Annotated in this window: 27 protein-coding genes and 1 tRNA gene; 8 read left to right on the top strand and 20 right to left on the bottom strand. The window is 65.0% G+C overall.

The genetic code is table 11. The features are described from left to right. Nucleotides 1–23: 23 nt before the first annotated feature. The 3 genes from AC3CD9_RS05115 to yczR are packed head-to-tail and all read right to left on the bottom strand — an operon-like array spanning nucleotide 24 to nucleotide 3,375. Nucleotides 24–1,049, bottom strand: coding sequence for an arsenic resistance protein (locus AC3CD9_RS05115; RefSeq protein ID WP_488366628.1), 1,026 nt, complete (start codon nucleotides 1,047–1,049; stop codon nucleotides 24–26). 14 nt (nucleotides 1,050–1,063) lie between these two features. Continuing rightward, nucleotides 1,064–1,843 (bottom strand): YggS family pyridoxal phosphate-dependent enzyme, encoded by a 780-nt coding sequence (locus tag AC3CD9_RS05110; RefSeq protein WP_488366627.1) that lies wholly within the window; start codon nucleotides 1,841–1,843, stop codon nucleotides 1,064–1,066. Nucleotides 1,844–1,884: 41 nt separating this feature from the next. Continuing rightward, complete coding sequence (yczR, locus tag AC3CD9_RS05105) at nucleotides 1,885–3,375, bottom strand: MocR-like transcription factor YczR (RefSeq protein ID WP_488366626.1); 1,491 nt, start codon at nucleotides 3,373–3,375, stop codon at nucleotides 1,885–1,887. 108 nt (nucleotides 3,376–3,483) lie between these two features. Here yczR and yczE point away from each other — a divergent pair, with 108 nt between their 5' ends. Next, a complete protein-coding gene (yczE, locus tag AC3CD9_RS05100) occupies nucleotides 3,484–4,179 on the top strand; it encodes a membrane protein YczE (protein ID WP_488366624.1) in 696 nt (231 codons plus the stop codon). Between the two features lie 70 nt (nucleotides 4,180–4,249). Here the strand turns inward: yczE and AC3CD9_RS05095 are convergent, their stop codons facing one another. Next, a complete protein-coding gene (locus AC3CD9_RS05095; protein WP_488366622.1) occupies nucleotides 4,250–5,623 on the bottom strand; it encodes a pyridoxal phosphate-dependent decarboxylase family protein in 1,374 nt (457 codons plus the stop codon). 193 nt (nucleotides 5,624–5,816) lie between these two features. On the opposite strand from AC3CD9_RS05095, the gene AC3CD9_RS05090 reads away from it, so the two are divergent. The 4 genes from AC3CD9_RS05090 (at nucleotide 5,817) to AC3CD9_RS05075 (ending at nucleotide 9,930) form a co-directional block, all read left to right on the top strand. Beyond that, nucleotides 5,817–6,749: a TetR family transcriptional regulator C-terminal domain-containing protein gene (locus AC3CD9_RS05090; protein WP_488366621.1), complete on the top strand. Its 933-nt coding sequence runs from the start codon at nucleotides 5,817–5,819 to the stop codon at nucleotides 6,747–6,749. Then, nucleotides 6,746–7,657 (top strand): beta-keto acid cleavage family enzyme, encoded by a 912-nt coding sequence (locus AC3CD9_RS05085; RefSeq protein WP_488366620.1) that lies wholly within the window; start codon nucleotides 6,746–6,748, stop codon nucleotides 7,655–7,657. Before AC3CD9_RS05090 ends, AC3CD9_RS05085 begins: the two co-directional genes overlap by 4 nt. After that, a complete protein-coding gene (locus AC3CD9_RS05080; RefSeq protein ID WP_488366619.1) occupies nucleotides 7,654–9,186 on the top strand; it encodes a 3-hydroxyacyl-CoA dehydrogenase NAD-binding domain-containing protein in 1,533 nt (510 codons plus the stop codon). The genes AC3CD9_RS05085 and AC3CD9_RS05080 overlap by 4 nt, the downstream gene beginning before the upstream one ends. A gap of 201 nt (nucleotides 9,187–9,387) precedes the next feature. Beyond that, on the top strand, nucleotides 9,388–9,930 hold the full coding sequence (locus AC3CD9_RS05075; protein ID WP_488366618.1) for a YdeI/OmpD-associated family protein: 543 nt from the start codon (nucleotides 9,388–9,390) through the stop codon (nucleotides 9,928–9,930). Between the two features lie 35 nt (nucleotides 9,931–9,965). On the opposite strand, the gene AC3CD9_RS05070 is transcribed toward AC3CD9_RS05075, so the two are convergent. The 4 genes from AC3CD9_RS05070 to AC3CD9_RS05055 form a co-directional block, all read right to left on the bottom strand. After that, entirely contained in the window at nucleotides 9,966–11,186 is a 1,221-nt protein-coding gene (locus AC3CD9_RS05070; RefSeq protein ID WP_488366617.1) for an MFS transporter, read from the bottom strand. A 65-nt stretch (nucleotides 11,187–11,251) separates the two neighbouring features. Beyond that, nucleotides 11,252–12,604, bottom strand: a complete 1,353-nt coding sequence (locus tag AC3CD9_RS05065; RefSeq protein WP_488366616.1) for a GH1 family beta-glucosidase — start codon at nucleotides 12,602–12,604, stop codon at nucleotides 11,252–11,254. 161 nt (nucleotides 12,605–12,765) lie between these two features. Continuing rightward, nucleotides 12,766–13,122: a DoxX family protein gene (locus AC3CD9_RS05060; protein ID WP_488366615.1), complete on the bottom strand. Its 357-nt coding sequence runs from the start codon at nucleotides 13,120–13,122 to the stop codon at nucleotides 12,766–12,768. Between the two features lie 117 nt (nucleotides 13,123–13,239). Beyond that, nucleotides 13,240–13,312, bottom strand: a tRNA-Ala gene (locus AC3CD9_RS05055). A gap of 162 nt (nucleotides 13,313–13,474) precedes the next feature. Between AC3CD9_RS05055 and AC3CD9_RS05050 the strand changes: the two genes are divergently transcribed. Then, nucleotides 13,475–14,686 (top strand): NAD(P)/FAD-dependent oxidoreductase, encoded by a 1,212-nt coding sequence (locus tag AC3CD9_RS05050; RefSeq protein ID WP_488366613.1) that lies wholly within the window; start codon nucleotides 13,475–13,477, stop codon nucleotides 14,684–14,686. Between the two features lie 68 nt (nucleotides 14,687–14,754). Here the strand turns inward: AC3CD9_RS05050 and AC3CD9_RS05045 are convergent, their stop codons facing one another. Beyond that, on the bottom strand, nucleotides 14,755–15,270 hold the full coding sequence (locus AC3CD9_RS05045; protein WP_488366612.1) for an alpha/beta fold hydrolase: 516 nt from the start codon (nucleotides 15,268–15,270) through the stop codon (nucleotides 14,755–14,757). Between the two features lie 56 nt (nucleotides 15,271–15,326). On the opposite strand from AC3CD9_RS05045, the gene AC3CD9_RS05040 reads away from it, so the two are divergent. Then, nucleotides 15,327–16,049 (top strand): alpha-ketoglutarate-dependent dioxygenase AlkB family protein, encoded by a 723-nt coding sequence (locus AC3CD9_RS05040; RefSeq protein ID WP_488366610.1) that lies wholly within the window; start codon nucleotides 15,327–15,329, stop codon nucleotides 16,047–16,049. Between the two features lie 45 nt (nucleotides 16,050–16,094). Here AC3CD9_RS05040 and AC3CD9_RS05035 read toward each other — a convergent pair whose 3' ends face one another. Genes AC3CD9_RS05035 through AC3CD9_RS05010 form a run of 6 tightly spaced genes read right to left on the bottom strand, consistent with a single transcriptional unit; the run spans nucleotide 16,095 to nucleotide 21,996 of the window. Beyond that, a complete protein-coding gene (locus AC3CD9_RS05035) occupies nucleotides 16,095–16,484 on the bottom strand; it encodes a cation:proton antiporter (RefSeq protein ID WP_488366609.1) in 390 nt (129 codons plus the stop codon). Further along, entirely contained in the window at nucleotides 16,484–16,744 is a 261-nt protein-coding gene (locus AC3CD9_RS05030; RefSeq protein ID WP_139467051.1) for a monovalent cation/H+ antiporter complex subunit F, read from the bottom strand. The genes AC3CD9_RS05035 and AC3CD9_RS05030 overlap by 1 nt, the downstream gene beginning before the upstream one ends. Further along, nucleotides 16,741–17,115 carry a Na+/H+ antiporter subunit E gene (locus tag AC3CD9_RS05025; RefSeq protein WP_488366607.1) on the bottom strand — a complete coding sequence of 125 codons (375 nt, stop codon included), beginning with the start codon at nucleotides 17,113–17,115 and terminating at the stop codon, nucleotides 16,741–16,743. The genes AC3CD9_RS05030 and AC3CD9_RS05025 overlap by 4 nt, the downstream gene beginning before the upstream one ends. Continuing rightward, nucleotides 17,115–18,632: a monovalent cation/H+ antiporter subunit D family protein gene (locus AC3CD9_RS05020; protein ID WP_488366606.1), complete on the bottom strand. Its 1,518-nt coding sequence runs from the start codon at nucleotides 18,630–18,632 to the stop codon at nucleotides 17,115–17,117. The genes AC3CD9_RS05025 and AC3CD9_RS05020 overlap by 1 nt, the downstream gene beginning before the upstream one ends. Next, nucleotides 18,629–18,961: a sodium:proton antiporter gene (locus AC3CD9_RS05015; protein WP_039210769.1), complete on the bottom strand. Its 333-nt coding sequence runs from the start codon at nucleotides 18,959–18,961 to the stop codon at nucleotides 18,629–18,631. Before AC3CD9_RS05015 ends, AC3CD9_RS05020 begins: the two co-directional genes overlap by 4 nt. Beyond that, a complete protein-coding gene (locus AC3CD9_RS05010; protein ID WP_488366604.1) occupies nucleotides 18,958–21,996 on the bottom strand; it encodes a DUF4040 family protein in 3,039 nt (1,012 codons plus the stop codon). The genes AC3CD9_RS05015 and AC3CD9_RS05010 overlap by 4 nt, the downstream gene beginning before the upstream one ends. Nucleotides 21,997–22,110: 114 nt before the next feature. Here AC3CD9_RS05010 and AC3CD9_RS05005 point away from each other — a divergent pair, with 114 nt between their 5' ends. Continuing rightward, nucleotides 22,111–23,250: a glycosyltransferase family 4 protein gene (locus AC3CD9_RS05005; protein WP_488366602.1), complete on the top strand. Its 1,140-nt coding sequence runs from the start codon at nucleotides 22,111–22,113 to the stop codon at nucleotides 23,248–23,250. A 94-nt stretch (nucleotides 23,251–23,344) separates the two neighbouring features. Here AC3CD9_RS05005 and AC3CD9_RS05000 read toward each other — a convergent pair whose 3' ends face one another. The 5 genes from AC3CD9_RS05000 to AC3CD9_RS04980 are packed head-to-tail and all read right to left on the bottom strand — an operon-like array spanning nucleotide 23,345 to nucleotide 26,598. After that, nucleotides 23,345–23,941 (bottom strand): histidine phosphatase family protein, encoded by a 597-nt coding sequence (locus AC3CD9_RS05000; protein WP_488366601.1) that lies wholly within the window; start codon nucleotides 23,939–23,941, stop codon nucleotides 23,345–23,347. Continuing rightward, complete coding sequence (gene rsfS, locus AC3CD9_RS04995) at nucleotides 23,938–24,315, bottom strand: ribosome silencing factor (protein ID WP_229663911.1); 378 nt, start codon at nucleotides 24,313–24,315, stop codon at nucleotides 23,938–23,940. The genes AC3CD9_RS05000 and rsfS overlap by 4 nt, the downstream gene beginning before the upstream one ends. A gap of 52 nt (nucleotides 24,316–24,367) precedes the next feature. Next, nucleotides 24,368–25,837, bottom strand: a complete 1,470-nt coding sequence (locus AC3CD9_RS04990) for a hypothetical protein (RefSeq protein ID WP_488366600.1) — start codon at nucleotides 25,835–25,837, stop codon at nucleotides 24,368–24,370. Beyond that, on the bottom strand, nucleotides 25,830–26,435 hold the full coding sequence (gene nadD / locus AC3CD9_RS04985) for a nicotinate-nucleotide adenylyltransferase (protein ID WP_139467041.1): 606 nt from the start codon (nucleotides 26,433–26,435) through the stop codon (nucleotides 25,830–25,832). Before nadD ends, AC3CD9_RS04990 begins: the two co-directional genes overlap by 8 nt. 1 nt (nucleotide 26,436) lies before the next feature. Continuing rightward, a complete protein-coding gene (locus AC3CD9_RS04980; protein WP_167443897.1) occupies nucleotides 26,437–26,598 on the bottom strand; it encodes a hypothetical protein in 162 nt (53 codons plus the stop codon). Between the last annotated feature and the right edge of the window lie 29 nt (nucleotides 26,599–26,627).

Raw genomic sequence — 26,627 nt, 5'->3', positions numbered from 1 at the left:
GTCCGCTCCGAGGAGAACCATTACTAGCGGTTTTCGGTCACGGCAGTGGCCGGCACCAGACGAGGCAGGACGCGCACGAGGACGATCAGGACAAGAAGCTCGATGAGGGTCTGCGTCACGACCCCTGCAGGGCCGATGCCCTCCCCGGTGATCGCACGAACGATCGGAAGCATGACCAGGGAATTGCGCGTGACGACGGAGAGGATCACAGCACGCGATCGCTGCGGACCGACGTGCAGAGCCCGGGTGGCGCCCCATCCGATCATGGTCATCAAGACGGCGAAGACGAAGAAGACGACAGCCACGGTACCCAATTGTCCGGCGGAACCGGCGATCCTAGGGGTGACCGAGGCAGCGATGACGAGCAGCGTCAGCGTCATGACCGGATCCATCAGACGTGCGCTCGCGGCAAGGGGCCGCTCCAATCGTGGCGTATGACGGGCAAGTCGACGAACGACGACGGCAGCCATAAGAGGAATGATGATGAACAGCACCAGTGCGCCGACGAGCGGGCGAACAGGCAGATCGATGCTCAGCCGCTCTCCAGTGACCGCCCACAGCATCACTGGCAGCAACAGCAGCTGAGCGATCATGAGCACAGGAGTGAGCATCAGCAGCCGATCGGCGGCACCTCCGGCCGCGCGTGTGAATGCGATGACGTAGTCGATGCAGGGACACAGCAGCACGATGAGCACAGCCGGCAGCAGCGGATCAGCGATGTCGAAGACCGTGATGAGACCGGCGACCACCAGCGGGACGATGAGGAAGTTCAACCCCGCCGTCACGGCAAGAAGAGGCAGATCGCGAACCGCACGCAATCCCGTTTCGAAGGGGATGTCGAGGAACGTGAGGAAGAGCAGAGCGATGAGGCACGGCGTCAGAGCGGTTTCGGCCAGAGCGGCGAATCCGGAGATACCCGCACCGAGGATGACGCCGAGCACGGCACCGCCGAACCACCAGAGCGTCTGCGTCGAGGGGCTGCGAACGGCGTCCGAACTCGTCTGAGCCGATGGCTTGTCACGTCCGGACTCCGGGTGGGAAGGAGGCACAGCCGGTCGGCCGTTCAGTCGGCTTCGGGCCAGTGGTGGGAGTCCGGCAGCGCTCGTCGACCGAAGATGGCCTGCCCCACACGGACGCAGTCTGCGCCCTCTTCGATGGCCACTTCGAAGTCACCGGACATGCCCATCGACAGCCGCCCCGGGCCGAGAAGGTCGGGATCGGTTTCGCGAACCTGGTCGCGCAGACCGCGCAGAAGCTGGAAGCAGGGACGGACACGGTCGATATCCGAGGAGAAGACTGCCAAAGTCATCAGTCCCTGGACCTTGAGAGTCTCGCAGGCTCGTACCTCCTTGAGGAAGTCGAGGAGCGCTTCCGGCGGCATGCCGAATTTGGAGTCCTCAGAGGAGGTGTTGACCTGGACATACACGTCGAGGCTGCGGCCTTCCGCTTCGAGTCGACGGTCGAGGGCTCTGGCGACCTTGAGTCGGTCGAGCGCCTGGAATTCGCTGGCGAACTTCGCCACGTCCTTGGCTTTGTTCGACTGGAGGTGCCCGATCACTGCCCAATGGATGTCGAGGTCGGCCATCTCCTCGGATTTGCGGTGGGCCTCCTGAACCTTGTTCTCACCCAACTTCGCACAACCGGCGGCGACGGCGAGGCGGATGCGTTCCTGGGGTACGGTTTTGCTCACTGGAAGCAGCTCGATGTCGGCGCGGTCCCGGCCGGCGCGCTCGGCGGCAGCGGCGATCCGGCGCTTCACCTCGGCGATATTGGCTCGGAACTCCCCGACGGTCGTCGCCGTCGAGTACTGCCCATCGTGACTGAGTCCGCTGTCGTCTCCCATACGGTCATCGTACTCAGGTTTTCCCTGCGTGCCCGCGGTGTTCACGCCACGATGCGGGCCCGGTCGGTCGGTCCACGTCCGGTCATCGATTTGGCTTCCTCCCAGGCTGCGGCCAGTCGCGGCCCCACCTGCTGCAATTCGCTCTCCGTCACCGTATAGGGCAGGCGCACCCACCGATCGAGTCCACCGGCGGGGGCGAAGTTCGGCCCTGCGACGAGGCGGAGACCGTGGTTTCTGGCGGCGATCGAGAGTACCCCGGAACGTGCCTCCGGCAGTTCTGCCCACAGCGCCATTCCACCGGAGGGGACGATGAGCTTCCACTCGGGCAGCCATGACCTCACCTGTGCGGCGAGCAGGTCTCGGGCGGCTCTGAGTCGGGAGCGGCAGTCGGCGACGACAGCATCGTGATTGCTCATGAGTTCGACCGTGACGAGCTGTTCGAGGACCGGTGCTCCCAGGTCGAGTCCGAGCCGGGAGGACGCGAAATGACCTATCCGGTGGCGGGGAATGCGCATCCATCCGATGCGCAGGCCTCCCCAATAGATCTTGCTCACACTGCCCACTGTCACCGCGTCCGTGATCAGCGCGGACATCGGGGTGGCCATCCTGCCGTCCTCGAGTTCCAGTTCGACGAGGGATTCGTCGAAGACGGGGACGACTCGATGCCGACGAAGAGCCTCCGCGAGCTCACTGCGCTGGGCTTCGGGCAGCAGTGCGCCGGTCGGATTGTGGAAGTCGGGGATGAGATAGGCGCTGCGCGGACGTGTCTGTCCCATCAGCTGCTCCATGGCGTCGATGTCCCAATGGTGCCCCTGAGTTCCGAACTCGAGGGGGTAGGTCACGAGAGCGGCGCCCGCGCCTTCGAGTGTGGCGATCGCATTCGGATAGGTGGGGCTTTCGATGAGCACCCGCGAGGCCGACCGTGCCCCGCCGAGGCGCGCGGACTCATGCGGTTCGACGTCGAGGAGGGCGCGGACGGCGATGGCCGCACCGCCGAGTGCCCCGGAGGTGATGAGGATCTGATCGGGGTCGGTCGGGGCGCCGCGCCGGGTATAGCGATCGGCGATGATCTCCCGCAGCACCGGCAGCCCGGAAGGATAGTACCCGGTGCCGGGCAGGTAGGCACCCAAACGTGACAGTGCCCGGTCGTAGGCGTCGAGGATATCCGGAGGTGCGACCGGAGCGGTGCACGTGAGATCGACCTCCGACTCGTCGCCGCCGGCAGGTGAGAGCAGGTGGTCGATACGGCCGCCCGGGACGCTGGGCAGCTGAACGATGCTGCCGGAGCCTCGGCGAGTGAGAATGTATTCCTGTTCCCGCAGCTGAGCGTACGCCCGTCCCGTCGTCGTCCGCGAGAGACCGGAGGCGGCTGCGAGTTCGCGTTCGCTCGGCAGCCTCGTGCCGACCGGGAGTCGTCCGTCGGTGATCGCCGCGGCCACTGCGGCGGCCAGCGATTCGTATGCGGGCGCCTTCCACGGTCCGTCTCCGATGATGCCGATGAGTCGTTTGGCTCCCAGGACCGGTGTGCTCATGGTTCTGACCTCATGGGACCACTTTCCACGAAGTGGCTATATCGCACAAGACCAATTTCGGTCATGATGGAATTGTCCCTCTGATCGCACCCCTCAGAAAGCCACCACATGACGAAGATGAGAGCCCCGAGGCGTCAGCTGGCCAACGTCGGTCCCATCGCACAGCTGCGCGGCGGACGGCTGTGGCGGCGTCTCCCCCAGCTGCTCCTCGGCCTCTACCTCTTCGGTGCCTCGATGGCGATGATGGTCAACGCGGGCTTGGGCATGATGCCGTGGGACGTCCTCCACTCTGGCATTCAGAAGCACGTGCCGCTGACCTTCGGCACCATCATCACGATTCTCGCGTTCCTCGTACTGCTCATCTGGATCCCGCTGCGCCAGCAGCCGGGGATCGGCACGATTCTCAATGCCCTCCTCGTCGGGCCGGCGCTCGACCTCACCCGCTTGTTCCTGCCCCGGCCCGAAGAACTCGGGTGGAACATCGCGCTCATGGTCGCGGGCGTCGTCCTCAACGGGGCCGCCTCGGCGATGTACATCGGCTCCCAATTCGGGCCGGGCCCCCGCGATGGGCTGATGACCGGTCTCTCCCGCGTGACCGGACGCTCGATCCGACTGGTGCGCACCCTCATCGAAGTCAGCGTCGTCGCCGTGGGCTGGCTCCTCGGCGGAGTCGTCGGGGTCGGCACAGTCCTCTATGCCTTGGGGATCGGCCCGATCACCCAGGCTCTGCTTCCCGCCTTCACCGTCGAACTCCGTCACCGGTCGAAGCCGACGACCGCCGCCGAGGATGTCCCCGAAGACTGAGCAACCGTCACCTCTGCGGGGCCCTCAGAAGATCGAGGACCTCAGTGAAGGACGGATCAAACGCATCCATTCACTCCATCGAATCGAGGATGTCGGTGAGATCGTCGAACGTCGTCAGCGGATTGACGATCGCGAACCTGGCATTCGGCCGCCCCTGGTGCGAGCTCGGGACGACGAAGGCGCGCTGATCCTCGAGCAGACGATCCGACCATGCGTCATAGTCCGACCGCTGCCAACCGTCGCGTTCGAACACGACGACCGAGAGTTCGGGTTCGCGCACGAGCCGCAGGTGCTCACGATGCTTGATCTCAGTGGCGATCTCACGCGCCAGATCGATCGAATGGCCGATCGCCTCCCGATACGTTTCGGCGCCATAGCTGGCCAGCGAATACCACAGCGGCAGACCGCGCGGCCGCCGCGTGAGCTGGATGGCGAAGTCAGAGGGGCTCCAATCCTGAGCGTCGGTGAGCGTATCGAGGTACTCGGCCTTCTGCGTGTGCGCTCGCCTCCCCGAATTCGGATCGCGGTAGATGAGCGCACAGGCGTCGAAAGGGGCGAAGAGCCATTTGTGGGGGTCGACGATGAGCGAATCGGCCTTCTCCACCCCGGCGAACTTGTGGCGTGCCTGCGGCGAGAGCATCGCGGCCAGACCGTAGGCACCGTCGATGTGCAGCCAGAAGTCGAATTCCTCCTTGAGAGCGGCGATGCCCGCGATGTCGTCGATGGTGCCGAAGTTCGTCGTCCCCGAGGTGGCCACCACCGCGATCACGGCGTCCCCGTGTTCGAGCAGGGCCTCACGCACACCGTCGGGACGCAGGATCCCGTCCTCGCCGGTGGCCACCGGGGCGACATCGACATCCATGACCTCGGCAGCGGAGGCGACCGAGGAGTGGGCTTCGGCGCTGCACACGATCACCCAGCGTCCCGGCCGAGTCTCACCGAGCTTCTCCTTCTGTGCGCTACGGGCGGCGACGAGAGCTGAGAGGTTGCCGATCGTACCTCCTTGGACGAAGACTCCCCCGGCTCCAGCGGGCAGCCCGAACTCTCCCGCCAGCCAGCGCAGGACTTCGTTCTCTGCATGGACCACTCCGGCACCTTCGAGCCACGAACCGCCGTAGAGAGCACTGGCGGAGACGACGAGGTCGAAGGCGACAGCCGCCTTCGTGGGAGCGCTGGGGATGAACGACAGATACTTCGGATGGTCGGTGGAGATACAGGCCGGAGCAAAGATGTGCTCGAAGATCGCCAGCGCCCGAGCTGATCCCAGCCCCTCCTCGGTGACGGTGGGACCGGCCAGTCGACGCAGCTCGGCTTCCGAGGTCGGATGGTCGAGCGGAGTGTCCTCGGCCAGAGTCCGACGACGCGAGTACTCGAGCACGAGATTCACGAGGTTTCGGGTCTCATCGGAGACGACGTGCATGCGGGAATGAATACTGTCGGTCATGGGTGCTCCTCGGCGCGGTCGATGGTGATGGGGATCGCCTACCGATAACGAGACTAACCGCATAGAACCGATTTGTGGTGCCTCGGACGGTTCGGATCGACACGAATTCCTCTCCATGATCACTAATCGCAAGTTCTGACTCTTATTCATATTTACTTGCGAACGGACTTGTTGCTGAGGTAGGTTCGGCACCATGACAGGAGGGCAGACGACCGAAGCCGGGGATCATTCCCGCGGCACGATCGGCAAGGGGTCCGAGGCCACCGGACTCCGCGTCCGGGACGCCATCCGGCGGTCCGGATTGAAGCAGCGCAAGATCGCCTCTGTGATCGGCATCGACGAGACGAAGCTCTCCAAGGCGCTGTCAGGTCGCCGCCGCTTCACTGCCGATGAGCTCCTCGGCGTGGCCACCGCCACAGGTGTGACCGTCCGGTGGCTGCTCGGCGACGAGTCCCAGGTCTCCGCGCTTCCGCCGAACTCGGCAGCCGCGGCAGTCAGCGACGACGACGCCAACCCGAGACGCACGATCGCCGAGGCGGCGTGGACGCTGTTCGGCCGGTACGGCTTCGACGCGGTGCGCATCGCCGATATCGCGGCGGCGTCCGGGGTCTCGGCGCCGAGCATCCATTACTACTTCGCCAACAAATCCGAGCTCTTCGATGCCGCTCTCGAATATTCGGTCAAACTCGCCTTCGACCGTCAGATCGCGTGGCTCGACGACATCGCGGACCCCGCGCAGAGACTCGAAAGTCTGCTGAAGCTGCAGTCCCCACTGGGACGCACGGAACGCGGCGAATGGTCGATCTGGCTGCAGACGTGGACTCGAATGGCCCTCGAAGATTCGGCCCTGTCGAACTATCCGCTCAGATACGAACGCTGGTCGCGCACCGTGCAGACGACGCTCGAGGACGGTCAGCGCACCGGCTGCTTCCGAGCCGGTGATCCACGTGCCATGGCCGACGAGCTCACTTCCCTCCTCGACGGACTCGGAATCAAGGTGCTCACCGGGGTGATGGACACCGAGACCTTCTCCCGGCGTCTGCGCTCCTACCTCGATCGCGCCATCATGCATCCTACAGAACCCACAACCGCTACAACCGCCGATCGACTGAAGGAGTCATCATGAACCGCAAGGTCATCCTCACCTGTGCCGTCACGGGAGCCGGAGACACCACCGGCAAGAGCGAACACGTTCCTGTCAGCCCCGAAGAGATTGCGAACGATGCCATTGCGGCGGCCCGCGCCGGGGCGTCGGTGGTCCACATCCACGTCCGCGACCTCGAGACGAAACAGGGTTCGCGCGAAGTCGCCTACTACCGCGAAGTGGTTCGCCGCATCCGCGCCTCCGACGTCGACCCGGTCATCAACCTCACCGCCGGGATGGGCGGCGACCTCGTCATCGATCCGCAGGATCCGCTGACCACGATGCCGGGCACCGATCTCATCAACGCCTTGGACCGACTCCCCCACGTCGAGGAGCTGCTGCCCGAGATCTGCACGATCGACTGCGGCAGCCTCAACTTCGGCGAAGGTTCGAACCTCTACGTCTCGACCCCCGACATGCTGCGCGAAGGGTCGAAGCGCATCCAGACTCTGGGAGTGCGTCCCGAATTGGAGATCTTCGACACCGGCAATCTGTGGTTCGCCAATGTGCTGGTCGAGGAGGGACTCATCGACGCCCCGCCCCTGTACCAGCTGTGCATGGGCATCCCCTACGGTGCTCCGGCCGATCCTGGCCTGTTGGCTGCAATGGTGAACATGCTGCCCAAAGGTGCGCAGTTCACGTCATTTGCCATCGGTGCCAACCAGCTGCCGTGGGTGGCCCACTCCGTGCTCGCCGGTGGGCATGCCCGCGTGGGGCTCGAGGACAACCTCTACATGTCCAAGGGCGTCAAGGCCACGAACGCCGATCTCACCGCTCGTGCCGTCGACATCATCACCGGTCTCGGCGCATCAGTCGCCACCCCCGACGAGGCCCGCGAGATCCTCGATCTGCGCGTGCAGACACCGACCATCACCGGAGGCGATCTGTGAACGATTCCACCGCCGCCGCGCCCATTCCCGACACGCCGGAGTTCCCCGGCTTCGACGCCATCGACACCGTCACCTGCGTCGGCGCTGGAACGATCGGCGGCGGATGGGCCGCATACTTCCTCGCACAGGGCTACCGGGTGAAGATCTGGGACCCGGCTCCGGACGCCGGTGAGAAGTTCGCGCGCCTCCTCGAAGCGGCCTGGCCGGCCCTGGCCGAACTCGACATGGTCGAGTCAGCCGACCACACCGCTTGGTCGATGCACACCGACCTCGCCGAGGCGGTCGCAGGCACCGGGTTCGTCCAGGAGTCCGCTCCCGAGGACCTCGCGCTCAAGCGCGGTCTGCTCGCCCAGATCGACGCGGCTTGCCCGCCGAATATCGTGATCAGCTCGTCGACCTCGGGGTACAGCATGACCGAAATGGCCACCGAGGCGGCCCACCCCGAACGACTCGTCGTCGGCCACCCGTTCAACCCGCCCTACCTCATCCCCTTGGTCGAGGTCGTCGGCGGCCGGTCCACGTCGGCTGCTGCTGTCGACTGGGCCGCCGGCTTCTTCAGTCATATCGGCAAGTCCGTCATCCGCATGGACCGCGAAGTCCCCGGCTTCATCGCCAACCGTCTGCAGGAGGCTCAGTGGCGCGAGGCTCTGTACATGGTCGAGCAGGGCGAGGCCACGGTCGAGCAGATCGACCGCTCGATCACCGACGGCCCTGGTCTGCGGTGGCCGTTCCAGGGGCCGATGCTCACCTTCCACCTCGCCGGCGGCGAGGGCGGAATGGCGCATATGCTCGATCATTTCGGCCCCTCACTGAAGTCTCCGTGGACGCGGCTGACCGCTCCGGAGCTCAGTCAACGGCTGCGTGATGATGTCGTGGCCGGCTGCGATATCGAGGCCGGTGACCGCTCCATCGCCGACCTCGTGGCGCATCGCGATGCCGGAATCATCGCCCTGCGCCGGCTCACCGACCAGTTGGCCACCACCACGGCAGGCTCCGTTGACGGTGAGTCGGCAGAAGGCCCGGCGGTCTCTCCCCCACCCTCTGCCGCTGCTCCCCCAGCATCTGCATCGACGGCGCGGACCGCCTCGGCGACGACACTTGGTACGTACAGCGCCGAGGTCGTGTCCGAGTGGATCGATTACAACGGGCACATGTCCGAAGCCTTCTACGTCCTCGTGTTCGGTTTCGCCACCGATCAGGTGATGGATCAGCTCGGCCTCGATGCCGTCTACCGGGATAGTGCGAAAGCGTCCCTGTATACCGTCGAATCCCATATCCGCTACCTCGACGAGGTGGCCCTCGGCGACAGGATCACCGTCGTCCCGCACCTCGTGAGTGCCGCTGAGAAGAAGCTGCACCTGGCCTATGAGATGTACGTCGGTGACCGGCTCGTATCGACCGAAGAGATCATGGCCCTCCACGTCGATCAGACCTCGGACCGAGTCGTGCCCTTCCCGGACACCGTGGCGGAACGGATCTCACAGATCGACATGGAGCGCCCCGATTGGGTCGGTCGGGCGATCGGCTGAACCTTCACCCTCGGTTGCGGAGAAGACCGCTCCTACACCGGACGCAGCGGACCGGCAGTGACGAGAACTACCGGTCCGCAACGCTTTCGAACAAATCAGAAATCGAGAAGTCAGCCCAGGCTCGGGCGGCTATTCTGAAAGTCATCGCTTCGGTCGAAGCCGAGTGTTCCGGCCCGAGCATCCGTTCTAGGAGGAGTCACCATGACCGCCACGACTGTCGACGTCACTTTCACTGCGAACGCCGAGCTGCTCTACGACCGCCCGATTCTGCGCCTGCCTCAGGACGCCAGCGATCAGCTGCCCTCACGCGGACAGGTCGCAGTCACGGGCACCCTCGATGGCACCGAATTCAGCACTGTCATCGAACCCGACGGACGTCGCGGCCATTGGATCAGTCTCGATGACGACCAGTGGGAGAAGCTTGGGAAGAGAGAAGGAGCTGAGGTCGAGGTCGGCCTGACTCCGACGAAGAACTGGCCGGAGGTGACGGTTCCCTCGGACCTCCGTGCGGCTCTCGATAGTGCCGGTGATCTCGACGATGTCTGGGCCGGTCTCACGCCGATGGCCCGGTGGGAATGGGTGCGCTGGATCAAATCGACGAAGAACGCCGATACACGTGCACGCCGTGTCGACGTCGCAATTTCGAAGCTCGAGTCCGGCAAACGTCGTCCCTGCTGCTTCGACCTGTCCTCTTGCACGGACCCGGAGTTGTCGAAGAGCGGAAAGCTGCTCGGGCTGGCTTAAGCCAGGCCCCATCCGACCGACGAGTCGGATGGGCATCAGTCCGGCTGCGGAGCCCGCAGCACGGCACGTGAGGGGTGCACAGTCAGCGTCAGTCCTGCCCCAAGCACGGAGACGACCGCGGCGGCCGCGAAGAGCAGCCAGAACCCACCGACCAAGGCAACGAGCCCGGCGCCCAGGAGCGGACCGATCAGCTGGCCGAGGTTCGCGGAACTGTTGACGAGACTGAGGTCGCGAGCATGGTCGTCCGGGTCGAGCAGCAGATCCGTGGCCAGGGCGAGACTGACCGCCATATAGGCTCCATATCCGGCACCCATGACTCCGGCCGCCACTGCTGTCATGGTGAAGTTCGGGCTGATGAGGATGATGATTCCCGAACAGGCCTGGACGAGTGCGGCGACGACTGTCCAGAAGCGTCGGCTGCCTCGTCTGTCCGTGACCATGCCGACGAGGATCGAGGCGGCCACCACGAAGACGGTGTAGATGACGATGAGGATGAGCAGGCGGTTCTCGGCGTCGGCGGCGGGGATCATGATCCCGTAGAGCAGGAAGAACAGCAGCAGCGACGTTCCGAACGAATTGCCGACATTGACGATGAAGCGGCTGAGGAGCAGCCGGGTGAAGCGCGGGTCGACGAGTGAGGACACCCGTGGCCGAATGAGCTCACGACGAGCATGGAACTCGAGCACGGCTTCGTGCGGCAGCGGCGGATCGGGCAGCAGCAGCGCAGTGACCGTGCCGATGACGAGGATGAAGCAGGCCAGCACCGCATAGGACGGGCCGGCGCTCAGGCCGAGCAGCACGATCGCGGCGACGCCGACGACGACGCCGACGGCTTGAGCCGAGCTGGCCGCAGCGGACGCTGCACCGCGCTGGTCATCGAGCTGATCGGCGATGAGTGCAGTCAGCGCCGAAGAAGCCACGGATACGCCGACCGAGGTGACCACCCACGCCGCCCCGACCAGCAGGGGTCCTTCCGCGCTGCCGGTGAGGACGAGACCGAGTGCGGCGAGCACCGATCCTCCGATCGCCCAAGGACGTCTCCGACCGTACCGCGAACGGGTGCGGTCAGAGAGCCGACCGGCCACGGGGGCGGCAGCGATACCTGCCAGGCCGCCGGCCGAGAGGACGAGTCCGGACCAGACGACTCCGTCGATCCAGTGTCCGCTCTGAGTGTCGAGCTGAAGTGGCAGGAGGAGTTGGATCGGTGTCAGCTGAACCGTCCAGATCGCCAACCAGGCGAGTGTGAACCACACCATCCACCCAACCGATACACGTGCTCGCGAAACGGAGCCGCCTGGGTGAGGCGGAGGGCTGATCGCGCTCATGGCCGAACCGCGGAGATGAGATCCCGATACCAGCGAAAGGACGCCTTCGGTGTCCGCGTTCCGGTGTTCATATCGACATGAACGAGGCCGAAACGCTGGCTCCATCCATCGGCCCATTCGAAATTGTCCAGCAGCGACCAGACGGTGTATCCGTCGATGCGCACGCCTGCTGACTTCGCTTCGATCACCGCGCCGAGGTGGTCACGCAGATAGTCGATCCGCTCGGAATCAACGATCTCCGTATCGGTGGTGTCGGGTTCGGGGAACGAAGCTCCGTTCTCGGTGATGATGGTCGGGGGCAACGCCGACCCGTAGCGCCGGGCCATGTCGATGAGGAAGTCGCGCATCGTATCCGGGCGGATCGGCCACATGGGACCGAACCCGGTCACGGTCGCTCCGGGGGTGGGCACCATCTCGAACGGCACGGGTCCTGCCGAGGCACGGACCGTGGTCGGATTGTAGTAGTTGAAGCCGTAGACCTCGTTCGGTATGGAGATGAGGTCCATATCGCCGTCGGCGATGGGCAGTTCGACGCCGAAGTCGCTGAGGTCGGGATAGGTGCCCAGCAGCAGCGGGTCGGCGAAGAGGCGGTTGTGAATCACATCGAGCAGGTCGGCCGCGGCATGGTCGTCGGCAGACTCGGAAGCGGGGAGGACGAGACTGTGGTTGAGCGTCGGCACCGCTTGAACTGCGCCGTGCCCGCGCAGTATGGGAGCGGCGATCCCGTGGGCCAGCAGCTGGTGGTGGACGGTGGGCAGGGAATCGAAGAGCAGAGTATGTCCGGGTGCCAGTTCCCCCAGCGCATAGCCCTGCAGCGATGTCGATGCGGGTTCGTTGATCGTGTACCAATGACGGACACGGTCACCGAGGCGACCGGCAACCACTTCCGCATATTCACCGAAGCGGTGAGCCGTGTCGCGATTGAGCCATCCGCCTTTCGCTTCCAGGGCGACCGGCAGGTCCCAGTGGTAGAGCGTCGGTTCCGGTGTGATCCCGGCGGCGAGCAGTCCGTCGACAAGGCGGTCGTAGTAGTCGAGACCAGCCGAATTCACCGAGGCGTCAGTCCCAGCATTCGGAATGACACGGGTCCAGGAGATGGAGAACCGGTACCGGTCGACACCGAGGTCGGCAAGCATCGCAACGTCGTCATCGAAGCGGTGGTAGCTGTCGGGACCGGGTTCGGCAGCGCTGCCGTCGAGGATGTTGCCGGGAGTGTCAACGAAGTCATCCCAGATGCTGCGGCCGCGACCACCTGCGCTGCGCGCCCCTTCGACCTGGAAGGCAGCTGTGGCCGCAGAGAAGTGCATTCCGGACAAAGTCTCGACATTGCTTGGAAGATTCCCCACCATGAGTCGAATATGTCACGGTTGGTCAGGACCTGCAACAGATGATCCGGAACCTCGCAGCCAGGTCTTCGTTCTGCGAGGACGACGGGCGGCGCGCAGGGGGTGCCGCGACCGGTCAGCCCAGGACTGATCGCAGCGGGAGGATCGGGTGCGCAGGTGGAGAATCAGTCGGTGTCAGCGGCAATCGCCGCCGATGCCCACACGAGCGGGATCTGCAGAGGCAGTCTCGCACAGGCGATGGCTCGGCCCTTCGGATTGTCCCATTGCTTGACGACTGTGTAGATGTTGGCCGGGAAGACGCCGACCATGAGCGCGGCAGAAGCGACACCGCCGAGGCGCCGGGTGGCCGGGATGGCCAACAGTCCTGCACAACCGAGTTCGGCGATGCCGCTGGCGTAGGTCCAGAATCGTGGATTGCCCAACCGAGGCGGGACGATGGAGTCGAAGAGGTGGGGTCGGGAGAAGTGGGCAATCCCGGCAAGGCCGAGGATGCCGGTCATGATCGCCGTCTTCGTGTTCATTCCACGTCCGTCCTGACTCTGCTCGCTTCGAACCGTCCCCTGCCACAGAGGCGCGCCCCGATTGCACGAGATCCACACAGCAAGATACGGCGTCGAGCGAATCAACGGGGAAATGTGTGGAGCTTAGGGGAATCGAACCCCTGACCTTTTCATTGCGAACGAAACGCTCTACCAACTGAGCTAAAGCCCCTTTTCGACTTCAGCTTACGCCTGCCCCCTGCCCTTGATCAAAATCGCACGAGCGGTATGGGACCTCGTGAGGCACAGTGTGTCACCTGGGGCGGGCCCGGTGGAGCCACTTGATCTCGGCGAGTACAGTCGAAACAGAGTCCCCTCTACGAAAGGACCGACAATGGCAGAAGAATTCGGAACAGTCGTCATCGGCGCAGGCCTGGCAGGAGGCACCGTGGTCGAATCGCTGCGGGATGCCGGTTACACCGCTCGGATCGCGCTCGTCGGCACCGATCCCGCGGCTCCGTACTACCGCCCGGACCTGTCGAAGAAGGTAATGATCGAGGGTTCGGATCCCGCCGACTCGGCCCTCCGCGGAGAAGACTGGTACTCGGCCCACGACGTCGAGGCGTTCTTCGGCACCTCGGTGACCTCGATCGACACAGATGCTCAGACTCTCACCCTCGATGACGGAGGAGATCTGTCCTATGGTCAGGTGATCCTCGCGACCGGATCGGTGCCCCGCACACTCGATGCCCCCGGCGCTCAACTGGGCAATATCCACACTCTCCGCGACGCCGGGGATGCCGTGGCCATCCGGTCTCAGTTCGGCGAGGGCAAGAAGGTCGCGATCATCGGCGGCGGCTGGATCGGCCTCGAAGTTGCGGCAGCAGCGAAGTCCCACGGCTGCGATGTCACGGTCATCCTCCACACCGATGCTCCCCCGCTCTCCGGTGTCCTCGGGCAGGAACTCGGAGAGTACTTCGAAAACCTGCACCGAAAGAACGGAGTGAACTTCCTCAAGAACGCGGACACGACAGCCTTCACCGGTGACTCCGCGGTCGAGGCCGTCGAAACGTCCGCCGGAAGTGTTCCCGCCGATCTCGTCGTCATCGGAATCGGCGCGGATCCCGCCGTCGATCTGGCCTCCTCGGCGGGTTTGACGACAGAGAACGGCGTGATCGTCGACGAACAGATGCGCACCTCTGACGGCAGCATCCTGGCCATCGGCGATATCGCGAATGCGAAGAACGTCCTGAGCGGTGAACGCCTGCGCGTCGAACACTGGGACAATGCAGTTCGCCAGGCCGAGGTCGCGGCCTCGACGATCAGCGGCGGGACCAAGTCCTACAACTGGCAGCCGTATTTCTACACCGACCAGTTCGACCTCGGCATGGAATACGTCGGTCGAGGCGGATCCGAGGACGACGTCGTCATCCGCGGCGACAAGTCCAGCGGCGAATTCATCGTATTCTGGCACCGAGGCGGCAAGGTCACCGCGGCCATGAACGTCAATGTCTGGGACTACGGAGACGAGCTCCGCGCCCTCATCGGCAAAGAAGTCAGCGCCGACCGTCTCGCCGACGAACAGGTGCCAGTCGGCGAACTCTGAGTCCGAGGACGTCCGAGTCGGACCGATCGGCGATCCATCGTCGACTCCGCGGGGCCGGTGACCGAATGTCACCGGCCCCGCGGCGTGCGTCCCGACATGGCTGAGAGGAATTCGCGCAGGTGCGCGGCGAACGCCGCCGGATGACTGCGGTGCCAGTCATGGCCCATCCCGGGGACGAGCCGGAGTTCGGCTCCGTCGATGCCGTCCGCCAGCTCCCTGGCCGCAGGCCTGTTCGCGATGTCCCGCGTTCCGCACCACACCGCAGTCGGCACCCCCACCTCGCCGAGGCGGTCCCGCAGATCGGCGGCTTCGACCGCCGCGTACATGGCCAAGGTCTCGGACTTCGTCGAACCGTATGCGACGAACGCCCGCTCCGGCAGTCGAATGGAGATCTGCCATTGCAGGCGCATCATCCACTTCGGCGGCCTCACCTGTCCACCGGAGAGAATCAGCGCGTCGAGTGCGCCGAGGTCGATGGCGTCGCACGACCAATCGGCCGGCAGTTCGGCGATGATGTCGTCCCAGACGTCGGCGCGCTCACCGGCGCCGTGGAGGAAGATCAATTGCGGATCGGCTGCGTTCATCGCGACTCCTCAGGTCTCGTGATCATTCTAGAACCGGCTCTGGCATCCTGGTAGACATGGATTCGCTCTTCGCCGATGAGGCCTTCGACCGCCGACCGAGAATCGTCGCCCCCGGCGCGGTCTGGGTACCGGGTTTCCTCACCGACGAGGCACAGCAGTGGATCATCGCCCGCTATGCCGATTGGCAGTCCGGTCCGGTTCCTCCCCATGCGACGACGATCGCAGGGCATCCGATGAGTGTCACGACGATCGGGCTGGGCTGGCATTGGCAGCCCGGGCGCTACGACCGCCGCGCCGTCGACGTCAACGACAAGGTGGTGCTGCCCTTCCCCGATTGGATGACTCGTCTGGGCCGCCAGGTTCTGCAGTCCGCAGCAGCGGTCGTCGAGGACGCACGGGATCTCGCCCCGGGTACCGCCGCCGCGTGGGGATTCGACCCCGCCGACTACCACCCGGATGTGGCCCTCGTGAACTACTACGACGAGCACGCGAAGATGGGCATGCACCAAGACAAGGACGAATTCGATCCTGCCCCTGTCGTCTCACTGTCGTTGGGCGATACCTGCCTCTTCCGGTTCGGCAACACGGAGACCCGCAACCGTCCCTTCGAGGATCTGCGACTGGCCTCGGGTGACGCCTTCGTCTTCGGCGGCCCGGCCCGCTTCGCCTACCACGGGGTCAGGTCGATCCAGCCGGGAACCGCACCGGATGCGGGACGACTGAACCACCTCGGCGGGGGCAGGATCAACATCACGATGCGCACGACCGGACGGGACTGAGCTCACGTGATCAATGGCCGGGCAGACCCAACTGACTGAGTCGGCTCAGGAATCCTTGGCGTCGGGGTCGATGTCGACAACCCCTTCAGGCGGCGCTGCCAGCCGATTCGGTGACGTCTTCCGGAACACCGGCTGTCCGGACAGCACCGTCGACCTGGCCAAGGTGTTGCTCGCAACCGAGGACACGATGATCAGGCACAGCACGGCGATGACCGCCATGATCAGCGAACTCCAGGAGAACCCGGACGCGTAGAGGTCGTAGATGAAGGCCGCGATGACGATGAACGGCATGCCCAGTCCAGTGGCCGGAGAGAACACATTGATCCGAGACAGCGCATCACGGACCCTGAACATCGCCAGAGCCGAGCCGAGCAGCAGCAGGGAGCCGGTGATTCCGAAGATCCCGACGAGGGTCGTGGCGAGTGCTTCATTCATCAGCGGTGCCCCCTCGTGAGGATTCGGGACAGAGCGATCGTGGCGAGGATCCCCACCATGGACGACAGGAAGATCACATCGAGGACGATCGATGAGGACACGGTGATGCCGAGCATGGTGACGATGGCGATCGCCGAGAAGTAGATGAGGTCCGAGACCACCGCGCGTGAGCCCTGATCGCGAGCGGTGAGCACGCGGATGAGGCCGATGATGATGGCGGCGGCGAGGATGACCGCACAGATGCTTGCGATGACGATCACGGACGGCCTCCCTGCGGATCGGTGTGTGGCCCCGGTGCTCGTCCGCGGGTCATGGACAGCAGTCGGGATTCCATATCGATGAGTCCGTCGAGAGCGGATTCCTCCAACTCCTCGAACAGAGCATGGACGAAGATCACCGGCGGGGTCGTCGACGTGCCTGCGGCGATCGCCGTCACCAGGGTGCCGGGAGTGATGGTGATCGACGACGCGAAGAGCGTGACTTCGAGGTCGGTGGCGCAGCGCATCGGCAGTTCGACGATCATCGGCTGGGCGTAGTCGCTGCGGAAGAGTCGGGAGATGATGGTCGCCGAACCCGTGATGATCGCCCAGACGATGAAGCCGACGTACGCGATGCCGTGGATGATTCGCATCACGGTGCCATCACCGCCTCGATGTAGTCGCTGTGGTCGAGCAGACCTTCGGCTGCCCTGTGTGTGAGGGCGAGCAGCGGCTCCGGGAAGCAGAAGAGCGCGACGGACAGCCCGATCATGATCGTGGCGGGCACCAGCAGACTGGCCGGAATGCGCACGCTGCGCATGATCGGTTCGGCCGGGGCACGCCCGGTCTCAGCCGAGTCCGGACGGTACGTCTGCATCGGCGGTCCCCAGAAGGTGTTGCGCCAGGTGCGCTGAAGCGCCAGCAGGCTGATCAGTGCGCCCGCGACGATGACGGCGACCAGGACCCATCCGAAGCCGCCGCCGATGTCCGTGGAGGCCCTGACGAGTCCGACCTTGCCCCACAGTCCCGACGTCGGTGGCAGACCGACGAGGGAGAAGAGTCCGAGGATCATGAGGACGGTCGCCCACCGCTCCCGTGAGGCGAGTCCCGAGAGCTTGCGGAAGGAACCGGTGCCGTAGGTCTGTTCGACTGCACCCATGATGAGCAGGAGGCCTGCCATCGTGATCATGTGGTGCATCATGTAGAAGGCACCGGCGCCGAGGGCCGCCGAAGTCAGCAGGGTGACGCCGATGAGGATGTGGCCGACGCCCGCAGTCATCTGGAATCCGAGCACATTGCGCACCCGCACCTGACCGAACCCGGAGATCGCGCCGATGAGGATGCTGGCCACGGCGACGATGAGGATGACGGTCGCCCACGAGGCAGGTTCACCGTAGACGGTGGTGTAGATGCGGTAGATCGCATAGAGCCCGACCTTCGAATGCAGGCCGGAGAACAGCGACATCATGCCCGCCGAGGTGTTCGGATAGGTGCGGACGAGCCACCCGTGGAAGGGCGCGCCGCCGGCCTTGATGAACAGGGAGAGCAGCACCACGCCCAGCGCGATCCCGGCCTGCCCGGTCGGACTGCCCTGATCCGCCAGGACGGCGAGGTTGACGGTTCCGGTGGCACCGTAGACGAAGCCGACGCCGATGAGCAGCATCGTCGAGGTGAGCAGGTTGACCATGACGTAGAGACGTCCGATGCCGAGCCTGCGCCAGGTGCCGGTGACGGCGATGAGAGCATAGGCGGGCAGCATCATCACTTCGACGAAGACGAAGAAGTTGAACAGATCACCGGTCAGCAGCGCACCATAGACGCCGGTGAGCATCATCAGGATGAGAGCCGGGACGAATCTGTACTGGTCCTCTCCGGTGGAGATGAGGAACAGGCTGCTGACGACCGCCACGAGCGAGGTGAGCACGAGCATGAGAGCGGTGAACGTGTCCGAGACGAACACGATCGCCAGGCCGGGCACATAGTCACCGACCGAATGGGCGATCACCGGGGTCGAGGCGTGCACCCCGAGCAGAACGATGCCGCTGCCGCCGACAAGCACAGGAACAGCGAGCAGGAGCAGCCGGTCGAAGGTGCGCGAGGTGATGAGCACGCTCACCGCGGAGGCCAGGAGCGGGATGCCGATGAGCAGGAGGAGCAGTGCGGAGTTCATGAGTCGCGCTCCTCCCCTGTCTCGGGATTGCGTTTCTGGTCGTCGTCGTGGCCGAGCACGGCCAGGGCGAGCATGAAGATCGTCACCGCCAAGGTGATGACGATGGCGGTGAGGACGAAGGCCTGAGGCAGCGGATCGGCCGCCTCGGCGAGGTCACCGCGCCCGGCCAGAGGTTCGCCTCTCCACGCGCCGACTCCAGCCGAGAGCAGGATGAAGTTCGCGGCATGGGAGATGAGGGTGAGTCCGAAGACTCCCCGGACCATGGAGCGCTGCATCATGAGGTAGACGCCGCCTGCGGTGAGGACGCCGATCGTCAGTGCCAAGATCATGCTTCCTCCTCATCCCCGTCGGCCGGTGGATCCCCGTGGAGGATATGCGTCGAATTCGCGCGCACCTTCGCCTCCCCGGACTCTTCGGCGCCGCGGCGGCGGCTGCGTTCGGGGCGTTCCCCGCGGATGGCCTCCATCGGACCGCTCAGCTCACCGTAGAGCAGCTCATCGGCACGTTCGCGGGTGCGTTCGACGTCGCGGCGGATGATGCCGTTGGTGAGCACATCGTCTCCGGCCGGCGTGGCCGCGGAGTCCGAGACACCGAGGAGGTTGAACGAGAGCAGCATGAGCCCGAGCACCGCCAAGTAGACGCCGACGTCGAAGAGCATCGATGTTGTCCAATGCTGACCGGCGAATTCCGTGTGCATCGGCTGGAGGAACGAACCCGCGAACAGGAGACCGATGACTCCTGCGACCACCGCCGTGGCGACTCCGGAGCCGATGAGGTAGAGGGGCGCACGCGGCGGACCGAGCGCCCGGTCCTTCGGCGTGGACAGGTAGGCCAGACCGATGACGGCGGAACCGACGAGGGCGGCGATGAATCCGCCTCCCGGAGAGTTGTGACCGCGCCAGAAGATGAGCAGGGAGCTCAGCGCCAGCAGCGGCCCGAGGACCTTCAGGGTCAGCTGCAGAGGGATGACGTTCGGCCACGCCTCGTGGACAGCTCGATATGCGGTTGTGCCCTTGGGGCGGATCGACACCCACGGGGGCCTGGGCGGTTCCGGGATGTTCTCGGCCGGCGGGTCGATGAACTTGTCCTTGACCGTCGACATCACCGCAACGATCGCGATTCCGGCCATGCCGAGGACGGTCAGCTCACCGAGGGTGTCGAGTGCACGGAATTCAACGAGGATGGTATTGACGATGTTGTCTCCGCCGCTGATCTCCGGAGCCTTGTCGAGATAGTACTGGCCGAGGGCGGAGCGTTCCCGACGGCCGTTGAGCGCCAGAGTCAGTCCGGCGACGCTCGCGCCGACGATGATCGCCAGGAGCAGACGCGGGGTCTGCTTGCGCTTCGGGTACTTCCAGAATGACCGCGGCAGCTTTTGCAGCACGAGCATGATGACGATGATCGTCATCGCTTCGACGAGCAGCTGTGTCAGGGTGACGTCGGGGGCGCCGAGAGCGAGGATCTGCACGGTGGCGAGGATGCCGATGGCCGAGAGCGCCACAACGGTGGTCAGTCGTGAGTGCGAGGTGCAGAGGACGAGCACAGCCACGGTGATGAGGATGAGCAGAATGACGTCCACCGGACGGCTGAGGTTCTCCTGCAGCGGCGGCAGATCGGCGAAGACGACAGGTACGGCCCCGATGGCGAGCACACTCAGTCCGCCCAGGGACAGAGCGAGATAGGGCCCTGAGTTCGTGGGACGGACGAAGGCGGAGAGCCCGTATCCCAGGCGTTTGAGAGTCTTGGTCAGCGAGTCGATGACATCGGATCCGTCGAAGGGCAGCGTGGCCTTGTGGAAGAAGACGAAGACTCGTGACCGGCGGAGGATGATGAACACGCCGATGACGATGATGAGTCCGGAGGCGAGCAGTTCGATGTTGAGTCCGTGCCACAGCGCCAGGTGCACGTGTTCCGAGGCTGTCGGCACCGCCGCCCGCACCACGTTGTCGAGCGGGGTGTCGAGGAGGAACAGGACGAAGCTCAGCGGCACCGACGCCAGGATCGGCAGGGCCGCTGCGATGAGCATGACGGGTGAACTGCGGTGGATGCGGCGCTCCTCGGGTTCGCGACCGTCGATGAAGCTGCCCCAGACGGTCTTCGCGCAATAGGCGAAGGTGAGCACCGAGGCACCCACGGCGACGAACAGAGCCACCCAACCGGCCCAGGGCCCGCCCGGGGTCTCCCCCAGCGCAGTGAACAGAGCCTCCTTGGACACGAATCCCAACAGCGGCGGAATCCCGGCCATGGACGCACAGCCGATGATCATCACCGTGAACGCCGCAGGGGCGGTGCGTATGAGTTTCGGAATCCGTGCGAGGTCTCTGGTACCGGCGAGGTGGTCGACGACGCCGACCATCATGAACAGACCCGACTTGAACAGTGCATGCGCGATGACGTGGAGGGTGGCGGCGGCGATCGCGGCCTCGGTGCCGACGCCGATGACCGCGGTGATGAGACCGAGTTGGGACACGGTCGAATACGCCATGAGCTTCTTCACGTCATGTTGATTGAGCGCGAACCAGCCGCCCAGGCAGGCAGTGAGGAGTCCTGCCGTCACGAGCAGGACGTTCCATGCCGGTGTGGCGTGGAAGGTCGGTGAGAACCGGAGCATGAGGAAGATGCCGGCCTTGACGACGGCTGCGGCATGCAGATAGGCCGAAACAGGGGTGGCGGCGGCCATCGCATCGGGCAGCCATGGGTGGAACGGGAACTGAGCCGACTTCGTCATGGCTGCGACGCCGACGAGCAGAGCCACGAGCGTCGTGACTTCGGGCTGGCCCGCCCACACCGGGGAGCTGATCGCTTCGGCGAGGTTCGTCGTCCCGGTCACGGCGATGATCACTCCGGTGGCCACCAGCAGACTGAGGCCGCCGATGAAGGTGAAGAACATCGTCCGCAGGGCCGGTGCCTGCCCCGGGGATCCGGACCGGGCGATGAGGAAGAACGACGCCAGGGACGTCAGCTCCCAGCACACGAACAGCACGAGCACATCGTTGGTGAGCACGAGGGCGACCATGGAGAATGTGAAGATCACCATCAGCCAATAGAAGCTCGTATTGCGTCCGGGGCTGAGATAGCGCGTCGAATAGATGAACACGACCGAACCGATGATCAGCGCGATATAGGTGAACACGACACCGATTCCGTCGGCGCGCAGCGCCAGGTCGACACCGAAGCTGGGAATCCAGGGGTAGGAGACTTCCGGATTCCGCCCGGCCATCACCTCGGCGGCGGTGGGAGTGAACAGGGCTGCCACGCCGAGATAGGCGATCGCCAGCGGCCAGCCGCTCTCCCGACCCGCGAAGCGGGTGAGAACGGGAGTGATCACGACGAGTGCGGCCAGAGCGATTAGCGTTAGGATCATGACCGGGCCTCAACGGCCGCGGGCACAGGTGATCGTTCCTTCACTCACTGATCCTTCGTGCGCATTCTGACAGACACAGTCTTTCGAAGGTTCACACTATCGACTCGGAGTTCCATGAGCAAAAGCACAAAGAGCCCCCAACCATCCCCGAGGCTGTCGGTCTTCTTCGACGCACGCTTCACCCGCACGACCCATCACGACGGGATCTCCCGGTACGGTTCGTGTCTGCTCACGGCCCTGCTGTCGGCCGTCGAGGGCACGGAGATCGACGTGACCGTGATCATCAGCGATGAGGCTCAGTTGGCTCTGCTTCCCGACTGCTCGTGGGTGCAGCTGAGCGATCCCACCTCCCCCGCCGAGGTGGCCATCGCCGGGAAGCTCAATGCACTGGGCGCCGATGTGGTGTTCTCGACGATGCAGACGATGGGTTCGTTCGGTCGCCGCTACGGCCTCATCCTGACCATCCACGACCTCATCTACTACTCCCACCCCGAACCGCCGGGCGACCTGCCGCTGCCGGTGAGGCTGCTGTGGCGGGCGTATCATTTGAGTTTCGTCCCGCAGCGGCTGCTGCTCAACCGTGCCGATGCCGTGGCGGCCGTCTCCGGGACGACGAAAGATCTCATCGCCGCCCACCGGCTGACGGATCGTCCGGTGCAGGTGGTGTCCAATGCCGCCGAGGCGGTTGCCGCGCCGGCGCGGACCGCGAACCGACACGATGCGAAGACGCTCATCTACATGGGTGCGTTCCTGCCGTACAAGAACGTCGAATCCCTCATCCGTTCGCTCGAGCACCTGCCGGGGTGGACCCTGCACATCGCCAGCCGCATCGATGGCCGGAGGGAAGCTCAGCTGCGAGCCCTCATTCCCGACCGGGCGAAGGTCGTCTTCCACCGGGGAATCAGCGATGAGGAGTATGCACGTCTGCTCGACGAGTCGACTGCCCTGGTCACGGCCTCACGGGAGGAGGGCTTCGGTCTGCCCGTGATCGAAGCGATGGCCAAGGGAGTGCCCGTGGCCGTGTCGGATATTCCGATCTTCCGGGAGATCGCCGCCGAGGCGGCCGAATACTTCGACCCTGAGGATCCGCGGTCGATCGCGCATGCGATCGAACGGCTCACCGATTCCGGCAGGTGGGCGGAGCAGTCCGCGGCCGGCAGGCGTCAGTCACAGGTCTTCGATTGGGCGAAGTCGGCAGACTCGCTGGTCGACCTCATCAGATCCGTCGCTGCAAGTCGGAAGACGAACAGCTGAGTCCGAGCGGGCACTGATGCACGGATGTCCGCCTCCGGCTCGGCAGTGGCGCGGCAGCCGATGGCGCCGAGTCGCAGCGGTGCGACCGAACGGCTCAGTGGGAGAGCGTGACCCAGCTGCGCAGGACCCATCGGTCGCCGGTGTACCCGAACTCTCCGTGACCGCAGTTTCCGAGGACCCCGAGTCGGCCGGTCCCGTTCATCTCTAAGAGGATTTCGGCGGCGGCGCGCAGCACCGCACCGTGGGCGACGATAGCGATCGTCGAGGCTTCGGCGGACCGCACGATATCGGTGATGGCGTCGGCGACGCGGCGGCCCGACTGGGCACGCGATTCTCCTCCGGGAGGTGCGATATCGGCTCCGGAGGCCCATTCGGCGAGTTCGTGCGGCCAGGTCTCCGCCACCTCGGCGCGGGTGGAGCCTTCCCATTCGCCGAAGGCGGTCTCCCGCAACCGCGCATCGCGAACAGGTTCGAGAGCGACGAGTGTCGCCAAGCTGTCGGCGGTCGCAGCGGCTCGCGAGAGGTCGGAGGAGACGATGAGTTCCGGTCCGAGTTCTGCGAGCCGCCTGGCGACCTGATCGGCCTGCGCTCGGCCCGTGTCGTTGAGGGGGACGTCGGACTGTCCTTGGAACCGACCGGCGACGTTGAAGTCCGTCTGTCCGTGACGCCAGAACAGAACGGTCTTCGTCATGTGTCCGAGCCGGGTTCCGGCAGCTGCAGATCGATGACCGGGACGTCCTTCCACAACCGCTCGAGCGCGTAGTATTCGCGCTGTTCGGCGGAGAAGACATGGACGACGATCTCGCCGAAGTCGAGCAGCACCCAGTCCCCTCCTCGGCCTTCGCGGCGCAGCGGGGTGCGGTCGTGGACGAGCTGCACTTCCTGTTCGATCGCGTCGATGACTGCACCGATCTGGCGTTCGTTGTCGGCGGAGACGATGAGGAACGCGTCGGTGATGTAGAGCGTGGAGCTCACATCGAGGCCGATGATGTCGGTTCCGAGCTTCTCGTCCGCGGCTTTGGCCGCGGTGCGAAGCAGTTGGGTGGATTCGGCGATCTCGCTCACAAGATCCTTTCGAATGGATGCGGTTGTCGAGGTGGTGTGTCCCGGGTGCTGCTCAGAGGAACATGACAAGGGCGATGACGATGAGGGCGAGGGCGAAGAACGCGGCCACGCCGAGGACGATATAGGGCATCTTCGAAGGCTCTTCGCCCATGAGGATCTGGCCGTCCTGCCCGGTCACCGAGCTGGCCCGGATGCGTGAGCCGGGAGGGTTGACGGTCTCTTCGTCTTCGTAGTCGGCATTCGGCAGCGACCAGGCTTCGGGCACTGCGTCCATCGGCCGGGTCTCCGGGTTTGCTGCCAGGGCGCGCGCCGCGTCATCGGAGCCTGCGTCGCCGGCCGATTCATCGGCCCTGCCGGCGGCTGAGCCGGACTGCGACTCGTCGGCATGACCGGACACCGGCGTCTGCGGACCGCGAGCATCGGTCTTGCGGGGTTCATCGACCTCGGGGATCTGCGCCGAGGCGGCGGTGACGACGCGGACTCCGGAGGCCGAGGGCGGCTGCACGATAGGCATCCGCCGCGACCGGGACGAAGGCTCGGGCTCGTCCTCGGCATCTGCTTCAGGCTTCGCAGCCGGCTCGTCCTCCGGGGCGGTTTCATCCGCGGAAGCTGCTGCAGCGGCAGCACTTGTGGCTGGCTTGCCGGTTGAGGCGGTCTGATCCTCTGGGTCCGGCTCGTCCGAGGTCTCGGCAGACTTCTCGCCCTCGTCCTCGGTGCCGAGTGCAGGAGCGTCGCCGTCGAGAGCCGAGTACGGCATCGACAGTGCGTCATAGGGCTCGCTCTCCACGGTCGTCGGCCGCGGAGCCGAGGCAGGAGTGACAGGGGCCTCGAAGTCGCGGGCGGCGACCTCGTCGGAGGCTCCCCCGAAACCGGCGGTGTCATAGGATTCGTGCTCCGTCGCAGCGGACTTCGCGTCGGGCTGCGAATCGGTTGCCGATTCCTTCGCAGCGGGTGCCGAAGCCTGCGACTCATCGGAGTCCGCTGCAGCCGTCGCAGATTCCGAACTCGAGTCAGCGGAATCAGCATCCGAGACTTCCGGGATCGGTCCGGTCAGTCGACCTTCGGCAGCGGCCTGGCGTTCGGCCAGTTCCTTCTCGTCGGCCACAACGGGCATCGCGCCGGTGGACAGATCGCCGTACTGCGAGAGTCCGTGTTCGCGCAGGTATCGCTTCTTCTCTGCACGCGACTGGAAGTGCGGCAACGGGGTTCGTGTCGGGTCGAGACGGTCTTCGGCATGTACCGGCGGCCGGGATTCCTGCGGATGGTCCGATGCCAGTGCGCCGCGTTCGTGACTGGTCCGCGGCGAGGGCTCGGGGTCGATGCGCGAGGCGGTGTCGTCGCTGGTCTCAGCGGCGGGTTTCGCGCCGGGCTTCTTCGGGGGCAGCGGACTGAGGAGTCCGGCGCGAGAGTTCGGAGCCTCCTTCGGCTGCTCAGGAACCTCTCGTGCTTCGAACGCCTGTTCCGCCGCCAGCCTTTCGGCTTCTCGCCGTGCTCGACGTGACGTGAACTGCTCCTCAGCCATTCTCACTCCTGTACAACTCGTACTTCGCGATGTACTGCACTACGCCGTCCGGTACGAGGTACCAGACGGGTGCACCATCCATCACCCGTTGTCTGCAATCCGTGGACGATATCGCCAGCGCAGGGATCTGCACGAGGCTCAGTCGGTCGACCGGCAGTCCCTCACCGCGGAGTTCGTGCCCGGGCCGGCTGACCCCGACGAAATGGGCCAGGGAAAACAGCTCATCCACATTCTTCCACGTCAAGATCTGAGCCAAAGCGTCCGCGCCGGTGATGAAGAACAACTCGGTATCGGGGCCGTAGCTGCTGGCGAGGTCGCGCAGTGTGTCGATCGTGTAGGTCGGACCCGGTCTGTCGACGTCGGCTCGGGAGACGGTGAACCGCGGGTTCGATGCCGTGGCGATGACGGTCATCAGGTACCGGTGCTCGGCGCTGCTGACTTCTTCGACGTCCTTCTGATACGGCCGTCCCGTGGGGACGAAAACCACCTCGTCGAGGTCGAAGGTCGCCTGGACCTCACTTGCCGCGACGAGGTGGCCGTTGTGGACGGGGTCGAAGGTGCCGCCCATGACACCGACTCTGCGTCTGTGCTCTGCCATATCAGTGGCGGTGCGAGATGCCCTTCCACGACCGAGACACAATGCCCATCGTGATGAAGATCGCCAGGGTGATGAGTCCGTACCAGATCGGATCCATCGGCAGCTCCACGTGGGCTGCGTGCTCCCCACCTTCGGCCGCGGCGGCCATAATGGCTGCGTTCACGTCATTTCTCCTTACTCAGTGATCCGTCG

The sequence above is a fragment of the Brevibacterium sp. MGP-B1 genome, assembly GCF_057766545.1.
The sequence above is the reverse complement of the archived record's forward strand: the minus strand, read 5'-3'. Positions and strand labels throughout refer to the sequence as shown.

Bases quoted from the DNA above. Each gene is read 5' to 3' on its own strand.
- yczE (WP_488366624.1), top strand. From the start codon at position 3,484: ATGACGAAGATGAGAGCCCCGAGGCGTCAGCTGGCCAACGTCGGTCCC.
- AC3CD9_RS04990 (WP_488366600.1), bottom strand. From the start codon at position 25,837: ATGGCTGAGGAGCAGTTCACGTCACGTCGAGCACGGCGAGAAGCCGAA.
- AC3CD9_RS05000 (WP_488366601.1), bottom strand. From the start codon at position 23,941: ATGACGAAGACCGTTCTGTTCTGGCGTCACGGACAGACGGACTTCAAC.
- nadD (WP_139467041.1), bottom strand. From the start codon at position 26,435: ATGGCAGAGCACAGACGCAGAGTCGGTGTCATGGGCGGCACCTTCGAC.
- AC3CD9_RS05090 (WP_488366621.1), top strand. From the start codon at position 5,817: ATGACAGGAGGGCAGACGACCGAAGCCGGGGATCATTCCCGCGGCACG.
- AC3CD9_RS05110 (WP_488366627.1), bottom strand. From the start codon at position 1,843: ATGGGAGACGACAGCGGACTCAGTCACGATGGGCAGTACTCGACGGCG.
- AC3CD9_RS05045 (WP_488366612.1), bottom strand. From the start codon at position 15,270: ATGAACGCAGCCGATCCGCAATTGATCTTCCTCCACGGCGCCGGTGAG.
- AC3CD9_RS05095 (WP_488366622.1), bottom strand. From the start codon at position 5,623: ATGACCGACAGTATTCATTCCCGCATGCACGTCGTCTCCGATGAGACC.
- AC3CD9_RS05015 (WP_039210769.1), bottom strand. From the start codon at position 18,961: ATGATCTTGGCACTGACGATCGGCGTCCTCACCGCAGGCGGCGTCTAC.
- AC3CD9_RS05020 (WP_488366606.1), bottom strand. From the start codon at position 18,632: ATGAACTCCGCACTGCTCCTCCTGCTCATCGGCATCCCGCTCCTGGCC.
- AC3CD9_RS05050 (WP_488366613.1), top strand. From the start codon at position 13,475: ATGGCAGAAGAATTCGGAACAGTCGTCATCGGCGCAGGCCTGGCAGGA.
- AC3CD9_RS05075 (WP_488366618.1), top strand. From the start codon at position 9,388: ATGACCGCCACGACTGTCGACGTCACTTTCACTGCGAACGCCGAGCTG.
- AC3CD9_RS05085 (WP_488366620.1), top strand. From the start codon at position 6,746: ATGAACCGCAAGGTCATCCTCACCTGTGCCGTCACGGGAGCCGGAGAC.
- AC3CD9_RS05040 (WP_488366610.1), top strand. From the start codon at position 15,327: ATGGATTCGCTCTTCGCCGATGAGGCCTTCGACCGCCGACCGAGAATC.
- yczR (WP_488366626.1), bottom strand. From the start codon at position 3,375: ATGAGCACACCGGTCCTGGGAGCCAAACGACTCATCGGCATCATCGGA.
- AC3CD9_RS05010 (WP_488366604.1), bottom strand. From the start codon at position 21,996: ATGATCCTAACGCTAATCGCTCTGGCCGCACTCGTCGTGATCACTCCC.
- AC3CD9_RS05035 (WP_488366609.1), bottom strand. From the start codon at position 16,484: ATGAATGAAGCACTCGCCACGACCCTCGTCGGGATCTTCGGAATCACC.
- AC3CD9_RS05060 (WP_488366615.1), bottom strand. From the start codon at position 13,122: ATGAACACGAAGACGGCGATCATGACCGGCATCCTCGGCCTTGCCGGG.
- AC3CD9_RS05025 (WP_488366607.1), bottom strand. From the start codon at position 17,115: ATGCGAATCATCCACGGCATCGCGTACGTCGGCTTCATCGTCTGGGCG.
- AC3CD9_RS05005 (WP_488366602.1), top strand. From the start codon at position 22,111: ATGAGCAAAAGCACAAAGAGCCCCCAACCATCCCCGAGGCTGTCGGTC.
- AC3CD9_RS05070 (WP_488366617.1), bottom strand. From the start codon at position 11,186: ATGGTGTGGTTCACACTCGCCTGGTTGGCGATCTGGACGGTTCAGCTG.
- AC3CD9_RS05065 (WP_488366616.1), bottom strand. From the start codon at position 12,604: ATGGTGGGGAATCTTCCAAGCAATGTCGAGACTTTGTCCGGAATGCAC.